Consider the following 23,667-nt stretch of genomic DNA (forward strand, 5'->3'; position numbering starts at 1 on the left):
AATCCTCACGTACAGGGAGTACGTTCCGGCATCCGCAGCTCCGTCCGCCTAGCCTGACGACCGCTCGCGACAAAAGTTCTCACCCTCTGAGTCGGCCCGCGGGAATGAAAAGAAAAGGCAGCCGGAGTGGCTGCCTTTTTACTTGCGCGGTGCCGGGAATCAGACAGGCTTGACCAGCTTGGATCGGGCCCAGGCATCGGCCACGCGGGCGGGCGTGGAGTCTTCGCGCTTGACGCGCTCCAGCAGCTCTGCGACGCGCTCACCGATGCGGCTGACCTCGGCCATCACGGCGGACTCTTCGCCCTCGTTGCGGTACTCGCGCGCCACGCTGACGATGCCGCCGGCATTGACCAGGTAGTCGGGCAGATAGCAGATGCCGCGCTGCTGCAGGGCGTCGCCGTCTTCCACGGTGGCCAGCTGGTTGTTGGCGGCACCGGCAATCAGCTGGGCGCGGATCTGGGGGATGGTCTGCGCATTCAGCGAGGCGCCCAGGGCGCAAGGGGCCAGCACGTCCACATCGGCCTTGAGGATTTCCAGCACACCGACGGCCTGGGCGCCCAGCTCGGCCTGAGCGCGCGCGACCTTGGCGGCGTCCACATCGGCCACCACCAGCTTGGCTCCTGCCTTGTGCAGGAACTCGGCCAGATGCCAGCCCACGGCGCCCAGGCCTTGCAGGGCGACGCGCACGCCTTCCAGCGACTCGCGGCCCAGCTGCAGGCGCACACCGGCCTGGATGCTGACGAACACGCCCCAGGCGGTCTTGGGGCTGGGGTCGCCACCGAAGGCGCCGGCGCGCGGGATGCCGCTGACGTATTGCGTTTGGGCCTGCATGCCCAGCATGTCGGCGGTGGTGGTGCCCACGTCTTCGGCGGTGATGTAAGCGCCTTGCAGGGACTCGACGGCGCGGCCGAAGGCGGCGAACAGGGCGGGGCGGTCAAAGTGGCCGGCCGGCTTGATGATGACGGCCTTGCCGCCGCCGAAGGGCAGGTCGGCCAAGGCGTTCTTCAGGCTCATGCCTTGCGACAGGCGCAGGGCGTCGTTCAGCGCGGCCAGCTCGTTGTCATAGGTCCAGAAGCGGCAGCCACCGAAGGCGGGGCCACGGGCGGTGCTGTGCACGGCCAGGATGGCTTTCAGGCCGGTCTGCTCGTCGGCTGCCAGCAGCACGCGCTCGTGGGCGGCTTGGCCTGGCAGGCCGAACAGGGAAGAGGGGATGGAGGCGGCGGGGGCGGCCGCGAGGGCCGTGGCGAGGTCGGTATGGGCGTTCATGATTTTCGGTGAAGCACTTGTGATGCGAGGAAGAAAGGGCGGCCCGGACGCTTGTGGAGCCCGGGAGTGCAAGTGTAAATGCGCCGCTCAGCTGGACTGGAAACCGCCGGCCCTGAGCGTGATCACCAGGGTGTCGCGGTGGCCGTGTTCGGCCATGGGTTGGATGGGTGTGGTTTCGTGGATCACCCGCTCATCGTCCAGCAGCAGCAGGGTCCAGGGTTGGCTCAGTGTGAAGCGCTGGCCTTGCGGGCCCTGAGCCTCGAAGACGCGCGATTCACCGCCCTTGACGCCTTGGCGGTCGACCAGGAACACCGCCACCAGGTCGACGCCATCGCGGTGCGCACCCTCGGGCGTGGGCCGGCCGATGCCGTCGGTGGTGTCGATGCGGAACTGGTGAGCCTCGATGAACCAGGCTTGCTCACCCTTGAGCCTGGACGTGATGCGGGCCAGGCCCAGCAGCAGCTGGGTCCAGGCCGGATGGGCCAGCAGGCGCTCGTCCAGGGGCTCGAACCAGCGTTCGATGCCGCCGTGCAAGGCGTTGTAGTCCAGCGGCTGCCAGTGGGCGCGGTGGGGTGCCAGGGTGAGCCGGCCCTGCTCGGCCACAAAGCAGGCGTGGCGGCGGAAGCGGTAGCGACCGCCGTCGCGCAGATAGGCATCGGGGGGCAGGTCTTGCCAGAGCGGCTTGAGCTCGTCCAGCACGGCCGGCTCGCAGCCCAGGGCCGCGGGCAGGCTGAGGGGGGCGATGACGCTATGCCCCAGGGCCTTCAACTGCGCCTGGAATTCTTCGGCCGTGGCGTACGGCGGTTCGAACATCATGATGGGGCTGGCCTTTGGAAGGGGCGGGAACTAGGCCGCGTGCTTGTCGGCTTCGGAGGTGAAGGAGTCGGCGAAGAACTCCTCGGGCGGCAGGCCGCAAAGGGCCGAGAAGTCGCGCTGCGCCGATGCGACCACGATGGGCGCACCGCAGGCATAGACCTGGTGGCCGCTCAGATCGGGCAGATCGGCCATCACCGCCTGATGGACAAAGCCGGTCCGGCCCGTCCAGCCCTCCTCGGCCTTGGGCTCGGACAGCACCGGCACATAGCGCAGCTGCGGCAGGCTGGCCGCGGCCTGCAGGGCCCAGTCCTGCAGATAGAGGTCGGCCTTGCTGCGGCAGCCCCAGAAGAGCGTGATCGGCCGGGTCGAGCCCAGGTGTTGGAGGCGTTCGATGATGGCCTTGATGGGTGCAAAGCCTGTGCCGCTGGCCAGCAGGACGATGGGCTTGCTGCTCTCCTCGCGCAGGAAGAAGCTGCCGAAGGGGCCTTCCATGCGCAGGATGTCTTTTTCTTTCATCGCACCGAAGACATGGTCGGTGAACTTGCCGCCGGGCATGTGGCGGATGTGCAGCTCGATGGCCGGCGGCGTGCCCAGATTGTGCGGGGCGTTGGCCATGCTGTAGCTGCGACGGGTGCCGTCGCGCAGGATGAACTCCACATACTGGCCGGCGCGGAACTGGAAGTTCTGCGTGGCGGGCAGCTGCAGCTTGACGATGGCCACATCGTGGCTGGGGCGCGCCAGGCTCAGCACGCGGCTGGGCAGCTTGAGCACCGGATGCTCGCCCGCGCCGGGCACCGTGCGGGCTTCCAGTACGCAGTCGGTCTGCGGGGTGGCGCAGCAGGTCAGCACAAAGCCTTCGGCCTCCTCGGCTTCGCTCAGGGTCTTGGCCTGATGGGCGCCATGAATCACGCGGCCCTCCAGCAGGCGGCTCTTGCAGGAACCGCAAGCCCCGTCCTTGCAGCCATAGGGTAGGCCGACGCCGGCGCGTATGGCTGCGCCCAGAATCGTTTCATCGCGCTCGACTTCGAAGACGCGGGCGCTGGGCTGCACGGTGATTTGAAAATTCATGGTGAACAACAGGGGGCAAAGAAGGGAGAAAGGGGCCCGGCAAAGAAAGCGGTCCGGCTTGTCGAGCAAGGCGGACCGTAAACTTGCGCGCTATTTTGCCTGAGCTTGTTCCATGTCTTTCTATTCCCCTTTTGAGTCAAAGCAAAGCACTGCACAACACCGGCCACGTTTATTGATTGTGGGCTGTGGCGATGTGGGGATGCGGGTGCTGCAGCGCTTGCCGCGGCATTGGCAGGTTTTGGCCTTGACCTCCAGCCCGGCCCGTTGCGCCGAGTTGCGGGCGGCCGGCGCCCGGACGCTGGTGGGCAATCTCGACCAGCCGGAAACCTTGCGTCGCCTGGCGGGCTGGGCCGATCGGGTCCTGCATCTGGCGCCGCCCCAGGGCAGCGGGGCCGAGGATTTGCGCACCCGCCATCTCCTGCAGGCGCTGAGCCGCGCGCGCACGCCACGGCAACTGGTGTACGCCAGCACAACCGGGGTCTACGGCAATTGCGAGGGGGCCAGGTTTGACGAGAGCCGCCCCACGGCCGCCGCCACCGACAGGGCCAGACGGCGGGTCGATGCGGAACGGCAGCTGCGGGTCTTTGGCAAGGAGAAGATCTGCCGGGTGACGATCTTGCGCGTGCCTGGCATTTATGCGGGCAACCGGATGGGCGGTCACCCACGCGAGCGTTTGCAGCGCGGTTCGGCGGTCTTGCGGGCGGTGGACGATGTGTTCACCAACCACATTCATGCGGATGATCTGGCGCGCGCCTGTGTGCTGGCTTTGATGCGCGGTCCGGCGCAGCGGGTGCTGCACGTCTGCGACGACAGCGAGCTCCTGATGGGGGACTACTTCGACTTGGCGGCCGATCTCTGCGGCCTGCCGCGTCCGCCCCGGGTCAGCCGAGCCGAGGCACAGCAACTGATGTCGCCCATGCAGCTGAGCTTCATGAGCGAGAGCCGGCGCCTGAGCAACCGGCGCCTGAAGACCGAGCTGCGCCTGCGTCTGCGCTACCCCCTGCCGCAGCAGGGCTTGCTGGCCTGATCAGCGGCGGCGCCCGGTGCGCCAGTAGCGGATCAGCAGATAGGCGCCCAGCATGCCGCCCAGATGGGCGAAGTGGGCCACGCCGCCGGTGTTGTTGATGCCCAGCAGCAGCTCCAGCGTGCCGAAGATGGCGACGAAGTACTTGGCCTTCATCGGGATGGGGGGGAACAGGGGCACGATGATGCGGTCCGGGAACAGCATGCCGAAGGACAGCAGCAGGCCGAACAGCGCGCCGGAAGCGCCAACCGTGGGCGCGTTGGAGCCCATCAGATAGGTGACCAGCAATTGCGCCAGGGCCGCGCTGACGGTGCTGGCGAGCAGGATCTGGGTGTAGCGCTTGGCGCCCCAGACGCGCTCCAGTTCCGAGCCAAACATCCACAGGCCCAGCATATTGAAGAAGAGATGCCACTCGCTGCCGTGCAAAAAAGCGTAGCTGACGGGTTGCCAGGGCAGGAAGTTGCCCGATTGCAGAGGCCAGAGCTCGAACCAGGGTTGCAAGCCCGGTGCCAGAAAGAAGACGCAGTAGAGGCCGACGCAGGCCAGCATGAACGCTTTGGTGACCGAAGGGATCGGGGGCATGAATGTTTTTTCTCTATGCGCCGCCAAGCCCTCCAGGCTCGGCCACGTCGTTGCAAAAGCGCAGTGTAAGCGCAAGCCGGACGTGTAAATTCCCGAGAAGGGCCGGGTTTCGCGCCCATGGCGTGGGCACAAAACTGGGCGCAAAAAAACCACCTCGGGGGTGGTTTCTTGCGGTCTCAGCGCGGTGAACTTCCATCTTGATGGTGCCCGAGGCCGGACTCGAACCGGCACACCTTGCGGCGGGGGATTTTGAGTCCCCTGCGTCTACCGATTCCGCCACCCGGGCATCTAGGTAAAAGCATCGCTGCTGAAGCCCACGATTATGCCATGCTTTTTTGCCTGGGCAAAGAAGTTTGTGTGTTTGACTGCCACAATATTCGCCATGAGCAAGCACAACAGCACCCCCCGATACCTCACCTTGGAAGACGTCATCGGCAACACGCCGCTGGTGCGTCTGCAGCGCCTGGTCAGCGCCGAGATTGCCGCGCGTGGCAATGTGGTCCTGGCCAAGCTGGAGGGCAATAACCCGGCCGGTTCGGTGAAGGACCGCCCGGCCATCAGCATGATCCGCCGGGCTGAGGAGCGCGGCGAGATCAAGCCGGGCGACACCTTGATCGAAGCCACCTCGGGCAATACCGGCATCGCCCTGGCCATGGCCGCGGCCATACGCGGCTACCGCATGGTGCTGATCATGCCGGAGGACCTCTCCATCGAGCGCGCCCAGACCATGAAGGCCTTTGGCGCCGAGCTGATCCTGACGCCGCGTTCGGGCGGCATGGAGTACGCCCGCGATCTGGCCGAACAGATGCAGCGCGACGGCAAGGGCCGGGTGCTGGATCAGTTTGCTAACGCCGACAATCCGCGCATTCATTACGAGACCACCGGCCCCGAGCTGTGGCGCGACACCGGCGGCCAGATCAGCCACTTTGTCAGCGCCATGGGCACGACCGGCACCATCACCGGCACCTCGCGCTATCTGAAGGAGCAGAACCCGGCCGTGCGCATCATCGGTGCCCAGCCCTCGGAGGGCTCGCGCATCCCCGGCATCCGCAAATGGCCGGAAGCCTATCTGCCCAAGATTTACAGCCCGCAGGCGGTGGACGAGCTGGTCCTGGTCAGCCAGGCTGACGCCGAGGACATGGCCAGGCAGCTGGCCCGCGAAGAAGGCTTGTTTGCCGGCATCTCGGCCGCCGGCGCCTGCTGGGTGGCTCTGCAGCTGGCGCGCACGCTGGAGAACGCGACGATTGTGTTCGTGGTCTGCGACCGTGGGGACCGTTATCTCTCCACCGGCGTGTTCCCGGCCTGAGCCATGAGCGCCGATCAGCCGGTCTATCGTTTCTGCCCGCAGTGCGCGGCCGAGCTTGCCTGGCTAACGCAAGCCGAGGACGGCGGTCCGAAGGCGCGCCTGCGCTGCCCTCGTTGCGACTTCACGCACTGGAACAATCCCACGCCGGTGCTGGCGGCGGTGATCGAATGCCTGGACCGCGAGGGTCAGGTCTTGCTGGCCCGCAACGCGGCCTGGCCGGGTCGCTTCTTTGGCCTGATCACCGGGTTTATGGAGGCCGGCGAGACGCCGGAAGAGGGCATTCGGCGCGAGATCGCGGAAGAGACCTCGCTGCAGGTGGAGGCCTTGCAACTGCTGGGCGTGTGGGACTTCCAGCGCAAGAATCAGCTCATCATTGCCTACCATGCGCGGGCGCGCGGCGAGATTGCGCTGTCGCCCGAATTGGCAGAGTACAAGCTGATCCCGCCGGAGCAAGTGCGCTGCTGGCCGCAGGGCACTGGCCAGGCCCTGGCGACTTGGCTGCGTTCGCGTGGCATTGAGCCGCAATGGCTGGATCCCGCTTAATTCAGGGCCTTGCCGGGGCCCTAGAATCGACGCTCAAAGGAAAGCCATGAACGTCCACAAAGAAATCGATACCCGCGGCCTCAACTGCCCCTTGCCCATTCTGAAGGCCAAGAAAGCCCTGGCCGAAATGGAAAGTGGCCAGTTGCTGAAGGTGGTCTCGACCGACCCTGGCTCGCTGCGCGACTTCAAGGCTTTTGCGCGCCAGACCGGCAATGAGTTGATGGAGCAAAGCAGCCAGGCGGATGAATTCGTTCACGTGCTCAAGCGCCGTTGAGTTCGATTCGTTGCCAATAAAAAGGGCCGTCAAACGACGGCCCTTTTTGCTGGGACTTGAGCCTTAGATTTCCAGGCCGCGCAGGAACTCGCGGAAGCCGGCGCCCAGCTGCGGGTGGGCCAGGGCCAGCTCCACATTGGCTTGCAGAAAGCCTTCCTTGCTGCCGCAGTCATAGCGCTTGCCGTCGTAGCGGTAGGCAAACACCTTCTCGCGGCGCAGCAGGCCGGCAATGCCGTCGGTCAATTGGATCTCGCCGCCCACGCCGCGTGGCTGGCTGGCGATCTCGTGGAAGACGCCGGGCGTCAGGATGTAGCGGCCGGCCACGGCCAGGCGCGAGGGGGCGGATTCTGGCGAGGGTTTTTCGACGATGCGGCTCACATCCATCAGCTTGTCGTTGACCGGGTTGCCGGCCACGATGCCATAACGCTTGGTTTGCTCGGCCGGCACTTCCTGCACGGCCAGGATGGAGGCCCGCCATTCGGCGAACTGCTCCACCATTTGCGCCAGCACCGGCCGGCCGTCTGCGGGGCCCACCATCAAGTCATCGGCCAGCAACACGGCGAAAGGCTCGTTGCCCACCAGGCGCTGGGCACACAGCACGGCATGGCCCAGGCCCAGGGCCTGAGCCTGGCGGACGTAGACGCATTCCATATCGTCGGGCTTCACGCTGCGGACAACTTCGAGCAATTCTTCCTTGCCGGCCTGTTCCAGTGCGACCTCGAGCTCGAAAGTCATGTCAAAGTGATCCTCGATCGGTCGCTTGTGGCGGCCGGTCACGAAAATCATCTCCCGCACACCGGCGGCATAGGCTTCCTCGACGGCGTACTGGATCAAAGGCTTGTCCACGACCGGGAGCATTTCCTTGGGTTGGGCCTTGGTGGCCGGCAGGAAACGCGTGCCCAGGCCGGCCACGGGGAAGATGGCCTTGCTGACGCCCGATGTGGATGCTGCTTTGATGGACATAACCGTACACTCTCCCTTTGAATTCAAGATACATGCCATTGTTGCATGTGCGCATTAGGCGGCAGGCGGATGACAAGACTGTGGATGAGACATGAGTTTGCTGATTCTTGAGCCGCTGGAAACCGAGGTGATGCAATGGCTGGCGGAGCGCCAGGATCTGCGCTTCGCCCCCGAGCTGGCGGCCCAGCCCGGCCAACTGCGCCAGGCTTTGCGCCAGGCCCGCGCCGTGATCCTGCCGCCCAGTGTGGCGGTGGACGCCAGCTTGCTGCGTTCGGCACCCAAGCTGCGCGTGCTCGGGCGCATGAGCGCGGGCGGTGAGAACATCGATCTGGACGCTTGCCGCAATGCCCAGGTCGAGGTGGTTCGCAGCGCCACGGCGACCGGCAATGCCGAGGCCGAATTTGTGATCGCCGCCCTCTTGTCCCTGCTGCGCCGGGTGCCGGTGCAGTCCAGCGACGGCATGTGGGTGGGGCGCGAGCTGGGCTGTTCTACCGTGGGCTTGATCGGCATGACGCCGGCCGCCCGCGTGCTGGCTCAGCTGCTGCCTATTTTTGGCACCCGGGTGGTGGGTTATGACCCCAGCCTGCACCAGAGCGACCCTTTGTGGGCGCAATGGGGGATTGAGCCCCTGTCGCTGCGCGAGCTGATGGAGCAGAGCGATGGCGTCAGCGTGCAACTGGCCTACTTCCCGCGCTACCGGGGCTTGATCGGCGAGCGGGTGCTGGGCTTTTCCAAGCCGGGCCAGGTGCTGGTGAGCATCGCCCACGCTGCCTTGTTGGACGACGCGGCGCTGGCTGAGGCCTTGCATTCGGGGCGGCTGCTGGCCGCCTGGCTGGACAGCCTGGAGCCCGGCATGCAGGAGCCGGGCCGGCCTTTGCACGGCCTGGCGGCCTTGCAGGTGACGCCCCGCCTGGCCGGCACCACCCGTGAGTCGCGGGCGCGTGCGGCCTGGGGGGTGGCGCGGCGCATCGATGAGCTGCTGGCCGCATCGCCCGAACCCACGGGCGAGCCCAGGGCCGGCGTCGTCAGCCCCTCAAACGGGCCGATGGACGCAAGCGCCTTGCGACGCTGGCGCTGAGCCGCCTCAGCCGGCCTGCAGCTGATCCAGCTGCGCGCGAAGGCGCGTCACCGTGCTGCTGAAATCGCTGATGCGCTGACGCTCCTGCGCCACCACGGCCGCCGGCGCGCGCGCCACAAAGCCTTCATTGCCCAGCTTGGCCTCGGCCTTGGCGATCTCGCTTGTCAAGCGGGTGATCTCCTTGCTCAGACGAGCCGTTTCGGCCGCCACATCGATCTCCACATGCAGGGCCAGGCGGGCCTCGCCATGGACCAGCACCGGGGCGGCCCGGCTGGCGGCGTTGAAGGCCGCCTCGTCATTGATGATCTGAACCTCGCTGAGCTTGGCCAGCACCTTCAGAAACGGTGCGGCCTCGCTCAGGAAGCGGGTGTCGCCCCCCACCAGCAGGGGCACGCGCTCCGAGGCCGAGAGATTCATCTCGCTGCGCAGGCTGCGGCAGGTGCCCACCACGGTCTTGAGCGAGGCCACCCAGGCATCGGCGACCGGGTCAATGCGCTCGGGCTGTGCCTGCGGGTAGGCAGCGCTGACGATGTAACTCTCTACATCGGCGGCCTTGCGGCCGGCCACCGGCGCCACGGTCTGCCACAGCTCCTCGGTGATGAAGGGGGCGATGGGGTGCAGCAGGCGCAGCACGGTCTCCAGCACGCGGATCAGGGTGCGGCGGGTGGCGCGCTGCTGGGCCGCGTCGCCCTGCGCGATCTGCACCTTGGCGATTTCAAGATACCAGTCGCAATACTCGTCCCAGACGAAGGAGTAGGCCGCGTTGGCTACATTGTCCAGGCGGTACTCGGCAAAGCCCTGGGCCACGGCCGCTTCCACGCGCTGCAACTCGCCGGTGATCCAGCGGTCCGCCGGGCTGAGGCTCAGCTCGCCCTCGGCCACGCCGCAGTGGCTTTGACTAACTTGCTGCGCAAGTAAGTCGTCGCCGCAACTCCGTTCCACTCCGTTGTCCTGGCCCTCGCAATTCATCAGCACAAAGCGCGTGGCATTCCACAGCTTGTTGCAGAAGTTGCGATAGCCCTCGCAGCGCTTGGTGTCGAAATTGATATTGCGGCCCAGCGTGGCATAGCTGGCCATGGTGAAGCGCAGGGCGTCGGCGCCGTAGGCCGGCATGCCTTCGGGGAATTCCTTCTTCACCCGTGCGGCGACCTTGGGCGCGGTCTCGGGGCGGCGCAGGCCGGCGGTGGACTTGGCGACCAGGGTGTCCAGGTCCACGCCTTCGATCAGGTCCACCGGGTCCAGCACATTGCCCTCGCTCTTGCTCATCTTCTGGCCCTGCGAGTCGCGCACCAGACCGTGGATGTAGACATGCTTGAAGGGCACTTTGCCGGTGAAGTGCTTCGTCATCATGATCATCCGGGCGACCCAGAAGAAGATGATGTCGTAACCCGTGACCAGGACCGAGGAGGGCAGGAAGAGATCCTGCTCCAGCGTCTGCTCGGGCCAGCCCAGCGTCGAGAAGGGCACCAGGGCGGAGCTGTACCAGGTGTCCAGCACATCCTCGTCGCGCGTGAGCGCGCCGCTATAGCCGGCGGCCGTGGCCTTGGCGCGGGCTTCTTCTTCATCGCGGGCGACGAAGAGCTGGCCGGCCTCGCCATACCAGGCCGGGATCTGATGGCCCCACCAGAGCTGGCGCGAGATGCACCAGTCCTGGATATTGCCCATCCAGTGGTTGTAGGTGTTGATCCATTGCTCGGGGTAGAACTTGACCTCGCCGCTGGCCACCGCCTCGACGGCACCCTGGGCGATGCTGCGGCCGTTCTGGCCGGGCTTGTTCATGGCCATGAACCATTGGTCGGTCAGCATGGGCTCGATGATCTGGCCGGTGCGCTCGCAGCGCGGCACCATCAGCTTGTGCTTCTTGACCTCAACTAGCAGGCCTTGCGCCTCCAGGTCGGCGACGATCTTCTTGCGTGCCACAAAGCGGTCCAGGCCGCGGTAGGCCTCGGGGGCCTTGTCGTTGATCTTGGCGTCCAGGGTCAGCACGCCGATCAGGGGCAGGCCATGGCGCTGGCCGACGGCGTAGTCATTGGTGTCGTGCGCGGGCGTGACCTTGACGACGCCGGTGCCGAAGGCGCGGTCCACATAGTCATCGGCGATCACCGGGATGCTGCGGCCGCACAGGGGCAGGGTGACCTGCTTGCCGATCAGGGCGTTGTAGCGTTCGTCTTCCGGGTGCACCATCACGGCCACATCGCCCAGCATGGTCTCGGGCCGGGTGGTCGCCACGACCAGCTCGCCCGAACCGTCGACCAAGGGGTAGCGGATATGCCAGAGGAAGCCGTCTTCCTCTTCGCTATTGACTTCCAGATCGGAGACGGCGGACTTCAGCACCGGGTCCCAGTTGACCAGGCGATTGCCGCGGTAGATCAGGCCCTCGTCGAAGAGCTGGACAAAGGTCTCGGTCACCACCTTGGACAGCTTCTCGTCCATGGTGAAGTACTCGTGATCCCAGCTGACCGAGTCGCCCATGCGGCGCATCTGGCCGGTGATGGTGTTGCCGCTCTCCTGCTTCCATTCCCAGATGCGGGCGACGAAATTTTTGCGGCCCAGGCCATGGCGGTCCAGGCCCTGGGCCTGCAACTGGCGTTCCACCACGATCTGGGTGGCGATGCCGGCGTGGTCGGTGCCGGGCACCCACAGCGTGTTGTGGCCCAGCATGCGGTGGTAGCGCGTCAACGAGTCCATGATGGTCTGGTTGAAGGCATGGCCCATATGCAGGGTGCCGGTCACATTGGGCGGTGGCAGCTGGATGCTGAAGGACTCGCGGCCTGAGTCCAGTGTGGGCTTGTACAGGCCCTTGGCCTCCCACAAAGGGCCCCAGTGGGCTTCCAGGGCGGCGGGCTCAAACGATTTGGCGAGTTCGGTCATAGAGGCTTGAAGCGGCCGGGGCCGCGTGGCTGTTGCTTGGGCTAGGAGTCTGTCGGGCTTGGGAATCGCCGGTGAAAAATGGACCGCTGCGGTCGATTTCCCGCCGGCGATTCCCAAGTCCGACAGACTCCTAGAGATGCTGGGATTGTAGGCGGCGATACAAAACGAAACGCAGCGATACCGGCATGAAAACACCGGGCAGGCCAGGCGCCGGAGACTGCAGTCCTCATCAACGCAGACCGGAGTCTCTCCCCATGAAGTTCTATCAAAAACGTTTCTTCAAGCGCGGCTTGCTGGCATTGACCGGTGTGGGCCTGATCGCTTTTGCTGCCTCGGCCTTTGCCCACCGCATGGGCTCCTGCCGCCACGGCGGGGACGCCAACGAATGCCGGGCCCAGATCGTCGCCAAGGTCGGCGCCAAGCTGGATCTGGACGCCCATCAGAAGCAGCAGCTGGACAAGCTGGCCCAGACCCTGCAAGCCCAGCGCGAGGCCATGATGGGCGCCAAGGGCGAGTCCCGCCAGGCGGTGCAAGCCCTGCTGGCCGGCCCCAAATTCGACCAAGCGGCGGCTCAGGCCTTGCTGGACAGCAAGACGGCGGCCGTGCAGGACAAGGGGCCGGCGCTGATCGCCGCGGTGGCGGGTTTCTATGACTCGCTGCGGCCCGAGCAGCAGGAAAAGCTGCGCGGTTTCATGAATCGCCACCATGGCCGTGCCTGAGGCCAGAGGCCAGAGGCTTGGCGCGGCACAATGACTTGAAACAACCGCTGCCGCCGCAACACCATGCCCCATCTGCTCCTGATCGACGATGACCAAGCCCTGGGCCCGCCGCTGGCCCAGTATCTGGCGAGGTTTGACTTCAGCCTGGAGCAGGCCTGCAAACCCAGCCTGGGCCTGCAAAGCCTGCAGACCCGGGCTTTTGATGCGCTGATCCTGGACGGCATGCTGCCCGAGATGGACGGCTTCGAGTTGTGCAAGCGCATACGCGCGGGCGACTGGGTATTTCGCAACATCCCCATCCTGATGCTGACGGCGCGGGGCGATCTGACGGACAAGGTGGTGGGTCTGGAGCTGGGGGCGGACGACTATCTGGCCAAGCCTTTCGAGCCGCGCGAGCTGGCGGCGCGGCTGCAGACCATTTTGCGCCGGGTCCCGCCGGCCGTGCCGCTGGCGGCGAGCCCTGTGCAGCGTTTCGAGGGCTTGCAGATCGACAGCCTGCGTCGTGAGGCGCGCCGTGGCGACGTTTTGTTAGACCTGACCGGCACCGAGTTCGAGCTCTTGCTCCTGCTGGCCCGCGAACCCGGCCGGGTCTGGCACCGCGACGACATCCTCAACCAGCTGCGCGGCCAGGACGCCGATCTCTACACCCGCGCGGTGGACATCCTGATTAGCCGCCTGCGCCGCAAGCTGGAGCCGCTGGACGCCATCAAGACCCTGCGCAATGTGGGCTATAGCTTCGCCCTGGCGGCCTTGCCGGCATGAAAAACACAAGTCCTGCCTTGAAGAGCAAGCGCCTGCGCCACCGGCTCGGCGCCCGCATGGTGCTGGTCTTTGTGCTGCTGGCCGCGTTGAGCAGCCTGATCCTGGTCGGCGGCGTGCGTCAGCTGCTGGATCAGGGCTGGCGCTATTGGGTCCAGCCTCTGATGAGCGACTATGTCGACCGGGTGGTGCTGGACCTGGGCTCGCCGCCCCAGATCGAGCGGGCCCGCGCGCTGACGCAGCGTCTGCCGCTGGAGGTGTCGATTCGCGGGCCGGTGGTGAACTGGAGTTCGCGGCAAGAGCGTGCGGACGGGGGCGTGCAGCCGTCTGCCTTCGATCCCTGGCAGAGCCGGCATAAGGCCTGGGCCGAGCAGCTCAGCCGCCGCAGTGCGGACGGGCATGAGCTGCGCATCGGCCTGTCCGGCCTGGCCTGGCAGCAGCACCCCAGCCGCAAGGCCTGGTGGATGTTGGCGGGGCTTTTGCTGGTCACGGCCCTGGCCTACGCCAGCGTGCGCTGGATGTTGCGCCCCTTGCAAGCCATGGCCCTGGGCGCCGCAGCCTTTGGGCGGGGCGAGTTTGAGCACCGCATCCCGATCAGGGTGGGCTTGAAGGGCCCGCGTCACCTCGATGAACTGGGCGATCTGGCCCTGCGTTTCAACCAGATGGCGGCCGACATCCAGCAGATGCTGGACGGCAAGCGCGCCTTGCTGCTGGCCATCAGCCACGAGCTGCGCAGCCCGCTGACCCGTGCGCGCCTGCATGCCGAGCTGGTGGAGCCCGGCCCCGCCCAGCAGGCCTTGCTGAATGATTTGGGCTTGATGGGCGAGCTGATCAGCGATCTGCTGGAAAGCGAGCGCCTGGGCGCGGGCCACCAGGCCTTGCAGCTGCAGGCCGCCGATCTGAACGCGCTGGTGCGCGAGGCGGTCGGGCGCCAGACCAGCCCGGTGGAGCTGGACCTGGCCCAGGATCTGCCCGCCCTGCAGCTGGACCCCATGCGCATCCAGCTGCTGCTGCGCAATCTGCTGGACAACGCCGCCCGCCATCACCGGCCCGAGCTGGGGCCGCTGCAAATGAGTACGCGGCGCAGCGAGCAAGGCATTGAACTGCGGCTGCGCGACCGGGGGCTGGGCGTGCCGCCCGAGCAGCTGAGCCAGCTGGGCCAGCCCTTTTATCGCACCGACGCGGCGCGCAGCCGCAGCGAGGGTGGGGCCGGCCTGGGCCTGAGCCTGTGCCGTTTGATCGCCCTGGCCCATGGGGGGCGGCTGGACTTTGCCAACGCGCAACCCGGCCTGGTGGTGAGCCTGGTTTTGCCCGCCAGGCCGGCGCAAATTCGGCCGGCCTGAGCCTGCTGCTATACGCCTTTTTGGAGAGCCCCCGCCCGGCCCAAGGCCATCTCGGTGGGTGTTACCTTGCCTCGCCTTCTACCCATTCAAACGAAAGGTCTTGTCCATGTTGTTCAGCTCCTTGCAAGCCGGTGCCCTGACCCTGCCCAACCGTCTCCTGATGGCGCCGCTGACCCGCACCCGGGCCGATGCCGGCCATCTGCCCAATGCCTTGATGGCCGAGTACTACGCCCAGCGCGCCAGTGCCGGCCTCATCATCACCGAGTGCACGATGATTGCGCCGGGCACCTCGGCCTTCCATGCCGAGCCCGGCATTTATTCCGCCGAGCAGATAGCGGCCTGGAAGCAGGTCACGGCCGCCGTGCATGCCAAGGGCGGCCGCATCTTTCTGCAGATCTGGCACGCCGGCCGTGCCGCCCATCCGGCCATGAATGAAGGTGCCGAGAACGTAGCGCCCAGCGCCATCGCCATCGAGGGCGAGGTGCATACGCCCCAGGGCAAGCGGCCTAACGCCGTGCCGCGTGCATTGCGCATCGACGAAATCCCGACCATTGTCGAAGCCTATGCCCAGGCCGCCCGCAACGCCATCGCCGCGGGCTTTGACGGGGTGGAGGTGCATGGTGCCAACGGCTATCTGATCGACCAGTTCCTGCGCGACGGCGCCAACCAGCGCCAGGACGCCTACGGTGGCTCGTTGCCGAACCGGGCCCGCTTCCTCTTCGAGGTGCTGGAAGCGGTGACGGCCGCCATCGGCAGCGAACGCGTGGGCCTGCGCCTCTCGCCCCTGAATAGCTATAACAGCATGGTGGACAGCGACCCCGTGGGTTTGATCACTTATCTGGCCGAGCAGCTGAACCGCTTCAAGCTGGCCTATCTGCATCTGATGCGGGCCGACTTCTTCCAGGCCCAGAGCGGCGATGTGATCACGCCGGCCCGGGCCCATTACAAGGGCTTGCTGATCGGCAATATGGGCTATGGCCTGGAGGAGTCGCAGCAGGCCCTGGCCGCGGGCAAGCTGGACGCCGTGGCCTTTGGCACCGGCTTTCTGGCCAACCCCGATCTGCCGGCCCGCTTCAAGGCCGGCGCCGCGCTCAACGCGCCCGACGCCAGCACTTTTTACACGCCGGGGGCCAAGGGGTATACGGACTATCCGGTGCTTGGCTGACGGTGCTTGCTGTCCTCGCGCTAAACTTCAACTCTGGAGGCGTCTATGGACTCTGCACTTGTCAAGCGAGACCCGGAAATCATGAGTGGAGCGCTTTGCTTCACAGGCACTCGCGTCCCGGTGAAGAATCTGTTCGATTACCTTGAGGGCTCCTCATCGCTTGAGGACTTTCTTGAGGATTTTCCGGCGCTGTCCCGTGAGCGGGTCGTCGCAGTACTTGAGGCTGCTCGTGAGCGCCTCGCCGCCGATGCGCCTGCTGCTTGACGAATGTGTTCCAGCGCGCCTGAAGAGGTCGCTGCCCTTGCATCAGGTGTCAACGGTGGTCCAGCAGGGCTGGTCCGGCGTCAAGAATGGAAAACTGCTGGCTCTTGCGGCCGAAGGTTTCGACGCATTCATCACCGTCGACAAGAATCTTCCCTATCAACAGAATAGGTCGGCCTTGCCGGTGGCAGTGCTGGTATTGGACGCCGTGTCAAACGAATTGCCCTACTTGCTGCCACTGCTTCCTGTCCTTGAGACGGCGCTGGCGAAGCTTCAGCCGGGCACCTACGTTCTCTTGCAAGCCGAGACTTGAAGAGGTGTTCCCCCCGCGTTCTGGCTGCGCCGGAACGCGGGGCCAGCGCAGAGCAGCTACATGAAGAGATGTTCCCCCGCGTTCTCCCCCCCAAGAATTACGTAGTTGACCTTGCGCAGATCCGCCAGGCAGCGGCCGCCGGCGTAGGAGACCGAGCTTTGTACGTCTTCTTCCATCTCGCGCAAGGTGTCGGCTAACTTGCCTTTGACCGGCTCCAGGATGCGCTTGCCTTCCACATGCTTGTACTCGCCCTTGTTGAAGTCGCTGGCCGAGCCGTAGTACTCCTTGTAGAGCTTACCGTCGACTTCGACGGTATTGCCGGGTGACTCTTCATGGCCGGCGAAGAGCGAGCCCACCATGATCATGGCGGCGCCAAAGCGCACGCTCTTGGCGATGTCGCCGTGGTGGCGTATGCCCCCGTCGGCAATGATGGGCTTGGTCGCCACGCGGGCACACCATTTGAGGGCGGAGAGCTGCCAGCCGCCCGTGCCAAAGCCCGTCTTCAAGCGGGTGATGCAGACCTTGCCCGGGCCGATGCCGACCTTGGTGGCGTCGGCGCCCCAGTTCTCCAGATCGATCACGCCTTCGGGCGTGCCCACATTGCCGGCGATCACAAAGGCCTGGGGCAGCTTTTGCTTGATATGGGCAATCATGCGCTGCACGCTGTCGGCGTGGCCGTGGGCGATGTCGATGGTGATGTAGTCGGCGCCCACGCCCTCCAGCGCCAGGCGATCGATGACGGCGTAGTCGGCGGGCTTGACGCCCGAGCTGATCGAGACAAACAAACCCTTGTCACGCATGGACTTGGCATAGGCCACCGTGTCCAGATCGAAGCGGTGCATGACGTAGAAATAGCCGTTGGCGGCCAGGTACTCGGTGATGGGAACGTCCACCACCGTCTTCATATTGGCGGGCACGACAGGCAGCTTGAAGCGCTGCGGGCCAAAGGCCACCGAGGTGTCGCATTCGGCGCGGCTCTCGACGCGGCATTTGCGCGGCAGCAAGAGGATGTTGTCGTAGTCGAAGATTTCCATGGCAAGAGTCCAAGTTCGCATATTGGGGTGCGTTGCAAGCAGTGCACCACCTGGGCTGCGAGCGCTTGACTTGGGTCCGGCCAGAAAAAACCGGACGCCAAAATTTGGGCCCGGTGATTGATTCTACGCGTCGTTACCGCGCTATCCAGCCGCTAAACTGATCAAATTCATACCAATTCTTTGCCTCCCAGGATCTTCCATGCACTCTGTCGTTATCAGCGGCACCGGTCTCTACCAGCCCCCGCACACCATCAGCAATGCCGAATTGGTGCAAGCCTTCAATGCCTATGTCGATCTGCAAAACGCCCGGCATGCCGAGGCGATTGCGGCGGGGCAGCGGCAGCCCCTGGTGCATTCCAGCGTGGAGTTCATCGAGAAGGCCTCCGGCATCAAACAGCGTTATGTGCTGGAGAAGGACGGCGTGCTGGACCCCACGCGCATGTACCCGCGCTTCAAGGAGCGGCCGGACGATCAAATCTCGCTGATGGCCGAGATCGCGGTGGACGCGGCCCGCGAGGCCCTGGCCGCCGCCGGCAAGCAGGCCAGCGATATCGACGCCGTCTTCTGCGCCAGCGCCAATATGCAGCGCGCCTACCCGGCCATGGCGGTGGAGATCCAGCAAGCCCTGGGCGCGGGCGGTTATGGCTTTGATATGAATGTGGCCTGTTCCTCGGCCACGTTTGCGCTGGAGCAGGCCTTCAATGCCGTGCGCTCCGGTGCTTCCAAATGCGTGCTGGTGATCAACCCCGAGATCACCTCGGCCCATCTGGAATGGCGCGACCGCGACTGCCATTTCATCTTTGGCGACGTTTGCACAGCCTTGATCGTCGAGCGCGCCGATCTGGCCACGGGCCAGGACCAGTGGGAGATCCTGGGCACCCAACTGGCGACCCAGTTCTCCAACAATATCCGCAACAACTTCGGCTTCATGAACCGCGCCGAGGACAGTGACCCGCTGGCCCGCGACAAGACCTTCCGCCAGGAAGGCCGCAAGGTCTTCAAGGAGGTGGTGCCCATCGCTGCCGCCCACATCGAGGCGCATCTGGCCAAGCATGATTGCCAGCCCGCGGGCGTGCGGCGTTACTGGCTGCACCAGGCCAATCTGGGCATGAACCAGCTGATCATCAAGAAGCTGGTCGCTGGTGAGGCCGGTTCCGACGTGGCCCCGCTGATTCTGGACGAGTTTGCCAACACCGCCTCGGCCGGCTCCATCATCGCCTTCCACCGCCATCGCGCCGATCTGGCGGCGGGCGATCTGGGGGTGATCTGCTCCTTTGGCGCCGGCTACTCGGTCGGCAGCGTGATCGTCAAGAAGCGCTGAGCGGCCGGCCATGCGCTTGCTGGTCCTGGGGGGTACGCAGTTCGTCGGCCGCCATCTGGTCGAGGCGGCGCTGGCCCAGGGCCATGAGCTGACCCTGTTCAACCGTGGCCAGACGGGGGCCGCGCTGTTTGCTAGAGCGCCGCAGCTGCGGCGCGTGCTGGGGGACCGGCGCGGCGATCTGTCGGGCCTGGCCCGGGGCGAGTGGGATGCGGTCGTCGACTGCTGCGCCTATCTGCCGCGTGAGGTCGAGGCCATGGCCAGGCTGCTGCAGGGCAGGGTGGGGCGCTATGCCCTGGTGTCCAGCGTCTCGGCCTATGCCTCGTTTGCCGCACCCAATCGGGAGGACAGCGCCCTGGGTGTCCTGAGCGATCCGGCGATCGAAGAAGTTACGGGCGCCAGCTACGGCCCTTTGAAGGCCGCTTGCGAGGCCAGGCTGCGCGAGTATTTTCCGCAGGCCTGCAGCATCGTCAGGCCCAGCCTGGTGGTGGGGCCTCACGACCCGACTCAGCGCTTCAGCTACTGGCCGGCGCGCATAGGCCGGGCGCGCCCGGCCGAGCCGCTGCTGATGCCGATTGCCGACGAGGCGCAGCTGCAATTCATCGACGCCCGTGATCTGGCGCAATTCATCCTGCATCTGCTGGCGGCAAACCGCAGTGGTGTCTTCAACGCGGCCAGCACGCCGGGCAGCATTCGTGGCCGCGATCTGCTGCAGGCCTGCGTGCAAGCCACCGGCCTGGGTTTTGAGCCCCGCTGGCAGCGCGCCGAATTGGCCGCCCTGATGGCGCAAGGCCTCCAACCTTGGGTCGATCTGCCGCTGTGCCTGCCGGCCGAGCCCGACTACGCCGCCTTTATGCGCTGCGAAAACCAGGCCGCGCTGGACGCGGGCCTGCGCCTGCGCCCCTTGCTGGACACCGTGGCCGACACCTGGGCCTGGTGGCGGGGCCTGTCGGCGGCCGAGCAGGTTTTCAGCAAGGCCGGCCTGAGCCCCGCGCGCGAGGCCGAGGTCCTGCAGTCTCTGCTGAGTTAGCGCACCGGGAAGGTGGTGGCGCTGCCTGCAGTGGCGGCCGCCGGCGGCGCAAGGCCGGCCGCCGCAGCCGAGGCCGCCGAGGCGGCGGCAGCCACGGCCTCCGTATTGCTGCCCAGATAGCGCACGCCGGCTTCGCCCGCGAATTCCTCGAAGGACCAATCGCCATCGCTGTGCAGCAAGCCCTCGGCCGGCGGGGCGATCTCGCTGATCGGTACATTTTTCAGCGCCACCGCCATCAGGTCTATCCAGGCCGGCATGGCCAGGCCGCCGCCAAACTCGCGGTCGCCCAGGGAGCGCGGGTTGTCATAACCCACCCAGACCACGGCGGCCAGGTTTTTCTGATAACCCGCAAACCAGGCGTCCACCGAGTCATTGGTGGTGCCGGTCTTGCCGTAGATATCGCTGCGGCGCAGCGCCCCGGAGGCGCGCGCCGCCGTGCCGCTGCGGGTCACTTCCTGCAGCAGGCTGCTCATCACAAAAGCATTGCGCTCGGAGATGGCGCGCAGCTCCTCGGCCGGGGCTTGCGGCTTGGCCTCGAAGAGCACGGCGCCCTTGGCGTCCAGGATGCGGGTGATCAGCAGGGGCTTGAGCGCATAGCCGCCGTTGGCAAACACGGCATAGGCGCTGGCCATCTGCAGCGGCGTGGCGGCACCCGAGCCCAGGGCCAGGGTCAGGTCGGCGGGCTGCTTGTCCACCTCCAGGCCGAAACGGCCGGCCCAGGCGCGGGCGCGGGCCGGGCCGACCTGCTCCATCACCCGCAGCGTCACCATATTCTTGGAGCGGGCCAGGGCGGTACGCACCGTCATGGGGCCGTCGAACTGGCCGTCCGAGTTCTTGGGCTCCCAGCTGCCGAAGACCAGGGGCGCGTCTTCTACGAGTGTGGCCGGGCCTATGCCTTGCTCCAGCGCGGCCGAGTAGACGATGGGCTTGAAGCTGGAGCCCGGCTGGCGGTAGGCCTGGGTCACATGGTTGAACTTGTTGCGATGGAAGTCGAAGCCGCCGACCAGGGCGCGCACCAGGCCTGTGGCAGGCTCGACGGCCACGATGGCCCCTTCCGCCTCGGGCGATTGCGTCACCATCCAGGCCCCCTGGGGTTCGGCCTTGCTGGGGTTGCCGCGCAGCAAGCGGATGATGGCGCCGGGCCGGATGCGCAACTCCGGCCTGGCCTTGGCGGCGAGCGCGGCCTGGACCGAGCGCAGGCCTTCGCCCTGCACCAGGGCCTCGTCGCCGCTTTGCAGCACGGCCAGGATCTTGCTCGGGCTGGCGCTCAGCACGACGGCGGCGCGCAGATCGTCGTTGTCCGGGTGTTCGCTGAGGGCCTGGTCGATGGCATCGTCCTGCTCGGCCTCGTCCTTGGGCAGTTCGACAAAGCCCTCGGGGCCGCGATAGGGCTTGCGGCGCTCCAGCTCCAGCAGGGTGCGGCGCAGGCCTTTGTAGGCGGCGCCTTGCTGATCGGCGATCAGGCCGGTGTGGACCTGCAGGCCCAGGGTGTAGGCCTCGTCGCCATATTGGGCGTAGACGGCCTGACGGGCCATCTCGGCGGCGAACTCGGCATGCAGGCGGGGGTCCTGGGCGCTGCGTATGCGCAACTCTTCGACCTTGGCCTGGTCCAGTTCGGCCTGCTTGATGACGCCGAAGTCCTTCATGCTTTCCAGCACCACCAGTTGGCGGCGTTTGGCGCGCTGGAAATTGCTGATGGGGTTGGCATAAGCCGGATTCTTGGGCAGGCCGGCCAGCATGGCGGTTTCGGCCAGGCTCAAGTCCTTGAGCGACTTGCCAAAATAGGTCTCGGCCGCGGCCTCGAATCCGTAGGCTCGCTGGCCCAGATAGATCTGGTTCAGGTAGACCTCGAGGATTTTTTCCTTGCTCAGCTGGCTTTCGATCTTGTAGGCCAGCAGCGCCTCGATGAATTTGCGGCTGTAGAGCTTCTTTTTCGTCAGGTAGAGATCGCGTGCCAATTGCTGGGTGACGGTGGACCCGCCCTGGCTGCGTGAGGCCGTCAGATTGGCCAGCAGGGCACGCGCAACACCGCGGACATCGATGCCGCCGTGGCTGTAGAAATAGCGGTCCTCGGTGGCCAGCAAGGCGTCCTGCATGCGTTTGGGAATCTGCGCCAGCGGCAGGTAGTGGCGCCTCTCGGCGCCGAATTCGCCGATCAGCTGCCCGTCCGCCGTGTACACCCGCAGGGGTTGCTTGGGCTTGTAGTCGCTCAGATTGTCCAGGTCCGGCAGGGTGGGGTAGACAAAGGCCGCGGCGATGGCCAGCAGCAGCAGGATCAGCGCCAGGCCGGCGCCGGCCCAGACCAGCAGGCGGCGCCAGACGCGGCCGTCCTGGGCCCAGGCGAGGATGCGGGCCAGGGGTGTGGCGGTGTTCTTGTCAGCAGTCATCGAAGAGGTGTTGAAACGGAATCGGTGGCCGATTATCACGATCTCCGCGGGCACTGCTTAGAGGGCTGTGCCCAGCGAATGCGGTATCGTGCCGCCCATGCACGAGATGACTTTTTACTGGCACGACTACGAAACCTTTGGCCGCGTGCCGCGGCGCGACCGCCCGGCCCAGTTTGCCGGCATACGCACCGATGCCGAGCTGAACGAAATCGGCCAGCCCCTGATGGTGTATTGCCAGCCGCCGCTGGACAGCCTGCCCGACCCCGAGGCCTGTTTGCTGACCGGCATCCTGCCCCAGACCTGCGCCGAACAAGGCCTGTCCGAGCATGAGTTCGTCGCCGCCATCGAGGCCGAACTGGCCGCGCCCGGCACGGTGGGCCTGGGCTATAACAGCATTCGCTTCGACGACGAGGTCACCCGCTTTCTGCTCTGGCGCAATCTGCGCGAGCCCTATGCCCGCGAATGGCAGAACGGCTGCGGCCGCTGGGATCTGCTCGACGTCGTGCGCTGCGCCTACGCCTTGCGGCCCGAGGGCCTGACCTGGCCCCGGCATGAGGACGGCCGGCCCAGCTTCAAGCTGGAGCATCTGACCCAGGCCAACGGCCTGGCCCACGAGGCCGCGCACGATGCCTTGTCCGATGTGCGCGCCACCATCGCCCTGGCCCGCTTGATCAAGCAGGCCCAGCCCAAGCTCTGGGACTTCTGCTTCAAGCTGCACAAGAAAGACGCGGTCTGGGCGGAGATTGGCGTGGGCCGGCCCTTTCTGCACATCTCCGGCATGTATGCGCCCGAGCGCGGCTGCATCGCCCTGGTCTGGCCGCTGGCACCGCACCCGACGAACAAGAATGAACTGATCGTCTGGGACTGCAGCGAAGACCCCAGCGAGCTGCTAACGCTGAATGCCGCCGCCATCCGCGAGCGCCTCTTCGTCAAGCAGGCCGATCTGCCCGAGGGCGTGAGCCGCCTGCCCATCAAGAGCATCCACGTCAATAAATCGCCCATCGTCATCAGCGCCCTGAAGATTCTCTCGCCCGAGATGGCCCAGCGCTGGGGGCTGGACCTGGCCCAGGGCCTGCAACACGCCCAGCGCCTGGCCGAGCAAGGCCATCTGCTCAGCGGCCTGTGGGGCGAGGTCTATCAGCGTGCCGGCCTGGAGGGCGGCGGCGATGTGGACGAGGATTTGTACGGCGGCTTCGTCGGCCCGGAGGATCGCAAGGCCTTGAGCCGCCTGCTCGGCCTGACGCCCGCGGCCCTGGCCGAGCGGGCCGCCGAAGGCAGGCTGGTGTTCAAGGACGAGCGCCTGGAGGAATTGGTGTTCCGCTGGCGCGCGCGCAATTTCGCCGCCAGCCTGAGCGAGGCCGAGCAGCAGCGCTGGACCGCGCATTGCGCCGCCCGTCTGCACGAGGGTGCCGCTGGGGCGCAGACCCTGGCGGCTTTTTTCGATCAGATCGACAGCCTCAGCGAGGCGGCGGACGAGCGGGGCCAGGAGATTCTGGGCGCCTTGTACGAATGGGCGGAGCAGATCGCGCCAGCAGCCTGAGGGCTTG

General features: G+C 66.1%; 22 protein-coding genes and 1 tRNA gene. 14 read left to right on the top strand and 9 right to left on the bottom strand.

Translation table 11 applies throughout. The features are described from left to right. Nucleotides 1-159: 159 nt before the first annotated feature. The 3 genes from HNP55_RS12535 to HNP55_RS12545 form a co-directional block, all read right to left on the bottom strand. Nucleotides 160-1,266 carry a Leu/Phe/Val dehydrogenase gene (locus HNP55_RS12535; RefSeq protein ID WP_184299793.1) on the bottom strand — a complete coding sequence of 369 codons (1,107 nt, stop codon included), beginning with the start codon at nucleotides 1,264-1,266 and terminating at the stop codon, nucleotides 160-162. 87 nt (nucleotides 1,267-1,353) lie between these two features. Continuing rightward, nucleotides 1,354-2,082, bottom strand: a complete 729-nt coding sequence (locus HNP55_RS12540; RefSeq protein WP_184299795.1) for a 2OG-Fe dioxygenase family protein — start codon at nucleotides 2,080-2,082, stop codon at nucleotides 1,354-1,356. Nucleotides 2,083-2,112: 30 nt separating this feature from the next. Further along, the gene (locus HNP55_RS12545) at nucleotides 2,113-3,150 is read right to left on the bottom strand and encodes a CDP-6-deoxy-delta-3,4-glucoseen reductase (RefSeq protein WP_184299798.1); all 1,038 of its coding nucleotides are present in this window, start codon (nucleotides 3,148-3,150) and stop codon (nucleotides 2,113-2,115) included. Nucleotides 3,151-3,262: 112 nt separating this feature from the next. Here HNP55_RS12545 and HNP55_RS12550 point away from each other — a divergent pair, with 112 nt between their 5' ends. Beyond that, nucleotides 3,263-4,177 carry an SDR family oxidoreductase gene (locus tag HNP55_RS12550; RefSeq protein ID WP_184299800.1) on the top strand — a complete coding sequence of 305 codons (915 nt, stop codon included), beginning with the start codon at nucleotides 3,263-3,265 and terminating at the stop codon, nucleotides 4,175-4,177. Here HNP55_RS12550 and HNP55_RS12555 read toward each other — a convergent pair whose 3' ends face one another. Further along, nucleotides 4,178-4,756, bottom strand: coding sequence for a rhomboid family intramembrane serine protease (locus HNP55_RS12555; protein ID WP_184299802.1), 579 nt, complete (start codon nucleotides 4,754-4,756; stop codon nucleotides 4,178-4,180). It abuts the gene before it with no gap. 201 nt (nucleotides 4,757-4,957) lie between these two features. Then, nucleotides 4,958-5,042: transfer RNA gene (locus tag HNP55_RS12560), tRNA-Leu, on the bottom strand. Between the two features lie 96 nt (nucleotides 5,043-5,138). Here HNP55_RS12560 and cysM point away from each other — a divergent pair. The 3 genes from cysM to HNP55_RS12575 are packed head-to-tail and all read left to right on the top strand — an operon-like array spanning nucleotide 5,139 to nucleotide 6,879. Further along, nucleotides 5,139-6,062 (top strand): cysteine synthase CysM, encoded by a 924-nt coding sequence (gene cysM / locus HNP55_RS12565; RefSeq protein ID WP_184299804.1) that lies wholly within the window; start codon nucleotides 5,139-5,141, stop codon nucleotides 6,060-6,062. A gap of 3 nt (nucleotides 6,063-6,065) precedes the next feature. Further along, the gene (locus tag HNP55_RS12570; protein WP_184299806.1) at nucleotides 6,066-6,605 is read left to right on the top strand and encodes an NUDIX hydrolase; all 540 of its coding nucleotides are present in this window, start codon (nucleotides 6,066-6,068) and stop codon (nucleotides 6,603-6,605) included. A 46-nt stretch (nucleotides 6,606-6,651) separates the two neighbouring features. After that, on the top strand, nucleotides 6,652-6,879 hold the full coding sequence (locus tag HNP55_RS12575; RefSeq protein WP_184299808.1) for a sulfurtransferase TusA family protein: 228 nt from the start codon (nucleotides 6,652-6,654) through the stop codon (nucleotides 6,877-6,879). A 63-nt stretch (nucleotides 6,880-6,942) separates the two neighbouring features. Here the strand turns inward: HNP55_RS12575 and galU are convergent, their stop codons facing one another. Further along, nucleotides 6,943-7,842, bottom strand: a complete 900-nt coding sequence (gene galU / locus HNP55_RS12580; RefSeq protein ID WP_184299810.1) for a UTP--glucose-1-phosphate uridylyltransferase GalU — start codon at nucleotides 7,840-7,842, stop codon at nucleotides 6,943-6,945. A 91-nt stretch (nucleotides 7,843-7,933) separates the two neighbouring features. Here galU and HNP55_RS12585 point away from each other — a divergent pair, with 91 nt between their 5' ends. Further along, nucleotides 7,934-8,920, top strand: a complete 987-nt coding sequence (locus tag HNP55_RS12585) for an NAD(P)-dependent oxidoreductase (RefSeq protein WP_184299811.1) — start codon at nucleotides 7,934-7,936, stop codon at nucleotides 8,918-8,920. A 6-nt stretch (nucleotides 8,921-8,926) separates the two neighbouring features. Here the strand turns inward: HNP55_RS12585 and HNP55_RS12590 are convergent, their stop codons facing one another. Further along, on the bottom strand, nucleotides 8,927-11,791 hold the full coding sequence (locus tag HNP55_RS12590; RefSeq protein WP_184299813.1) for a valine--tRNA ligase: 2,865 nt from the start codon (nucleotides 11,789-11,791) through the stop codon (nucleotides 8,927-8,929). A gap of 254 nt (nucleotides 11,792-12,045) precedes the next feature. Here HNP55_RS12590 and HNP55_RS12595 point away from each other — a divergent pair, with 254 nt between their 5' ends. The 6 genes from HNP55_RS12595 (at nucleotide 12,046) to HNP55_RS12620 (ending at nucleotide 16,351) form a co-directional block, all read left to right on the top strand. Then, on the top strand, nucleotides 12,046-12,510 hold the full coding sequence (locus HNP55_RS12595) for a Spy/CpxP family protein refolding chaperone (protein WP_184299815.1): 465 nt from the start codon (nucleotides 12,046-12,048) through the stop codon (nucleotides 12,508-12,510). A gap of 63 nt (nucleotides 12,511-12,573) precedes the next feature. After that, nucleotides 12,574-13,272, top strand: coding sequence for a response regulator transcription factor (locus HNP55_RS12600; RefSeq protein WP_184299817.1), 699 nt, complete (start codon nucleotides 12,574-12,576; stop codon nucleotides 13,270-13,272). After that, nucleotides 13,269-14,612, top strand: a complete 1,344-nt coding sequence (locus HNP55_RS12605) for an ATP-binding protein (protein ID WP_184299819.1) — start codon at nucleotides 13,269-13,271, stop codon at nucleotides 14,610-14,612. The genes HNP55_RS12600 and HNP55_RS12605 overlap by 4 nt, the downstream gene beginning before the upstream one ends. 106 nt (nucleotides 14,613-14,718) lie before the next feature. Beyond that, nucleotides 14,719-15,777 (top strand): alkene reductase, encoded by a 1,059-nt coding sequence (locus HNP55_RS12610; protein WP_184299821.1) that lies wholly within the window; start codon nucleotides 14,719-14,721, stop codon nucleotides 15,775-15,777. Nucleotides 15,778-15,822: 45 nt separating this feature from the next. Then, the gene (locus tag HNP55_RS12615) at nucleotides 15,823-16,041 is read left to right on the top strand and encodes a DUF433 domain-containing protein (protein WP_184299823.1); all 219 of its coding nucleotides are present in this window, start codon (nucleotides 15,823-15,825) and stop codon (nucleotides 16,039-16,041) included. Continuing rightward, on the top strand, nucleotides 16,007-16,351 hold the full coding sequence (locus tag HNP55_RS12620; protein WP_221439573.1) for a hypothetical protein: 345 nt from the start codon (nucleotides 16,007-16,009) through the stop codon (nucleotides 16,349-16,351). Before HNP55_RS12615 ends, HNP55_RS12620 begins: the two co-directional genes overlap by 35 nt. A gap of 56 nt (nucleotides 16,352-16,407) precedes the next feature. Here HNP55_RS12620 and HNP55_RS12625 read toward each other — a convergent pair whose 3' ends face one another. Beyond that, nucleotides 16,408-17,385 (bottom strand): GMP reductase, encoded by a 978-nt coding sequence (locus HNP55_RS12625; protein ID WP_184299825.1) that lies wholly within the window; start codon nucleotides 17,383-17,385, stop codon nucleotides 16,408-16,410. A gap of 199 nt (nucleotides 17,386-17,584) precedes the next feature. Between HNP55_RS12625 and HNP55_RS12630 the strand changes: the two genes are divergently transcribed. Continuing rightward, complete coding sequence (locus tag HNP55_RS12630; protein ID WP_184299827.1) at nucleotides 17,585-18,706, top strand: beta-ketoacyl-ACP synthase III; 1,122 nt, start codon at nucleotides 17,585-17,587, stop codon at nucleotides 18,704-18,706. 10 nt (nucleotides 18,707-18,716) lie between these two features. Then, nucleotides 18,717-19,733 carry an NAD-dependent epimerase/dehydratase family protein gene (locus tag HNP55_RS12635; RefSeq protein WP_184299829.1) on the top strand — a complete coding sequence of 339 codons (1,017 nt, stop codon included), beginning with the start codon at nucleotides 18,717-18,719 and terminating at the stop codon, nucleotides 19,731-19,733. On the opposite strand, the gene HNP55_RS12640 is transcribed toward HNP55_RS12635, so the two are convergent. Continuing rightward, nucleotides 19,730-22,120, bottom strand: a complete 2,391-nt coding sequence (locus HNP55_RS12640; RefSeq protein ID WP_184299831.1) for a penicillin-binding protein 1A — start codon at nucleotides 22,118-22,120, stop codon at nucleotides 19,730-19,732. The genes HNP55_RS12635 and HNP55_RS12640 overlap by 4 nt on opposite strands. A gap of 97 nt (nucleotides 22,121-22,217) precedes the next feature. On the opposite strand from HNP55_RS12640, the gene sbcB reads away from it, so the two are divergent. Continuing rightward, entirely contained in the window at nucleotides 22,218-23,660 is a 1,443-nt protein-coding gene (sbcB, locus tag HNP55_RS12645) for an exodeoxyribonuclease I (protein WP_184299833.1), read from the top strand. The last annotated feature ends 7 nt before the right edge of the window (nucleotides 23,661-23,667 follow it).

It is taken from the genome of Roseateles oligotrophus (assembly GCF_014204525.1).
Taxonomy (GTDB): domain Bacteria; phylum Pseudomonadota; class Gammaproteobacteria; order Burkholderiales; family Burkholderiaceae_C; genus Paucibacter_A; species Paucibacter_A oligotrophus_A.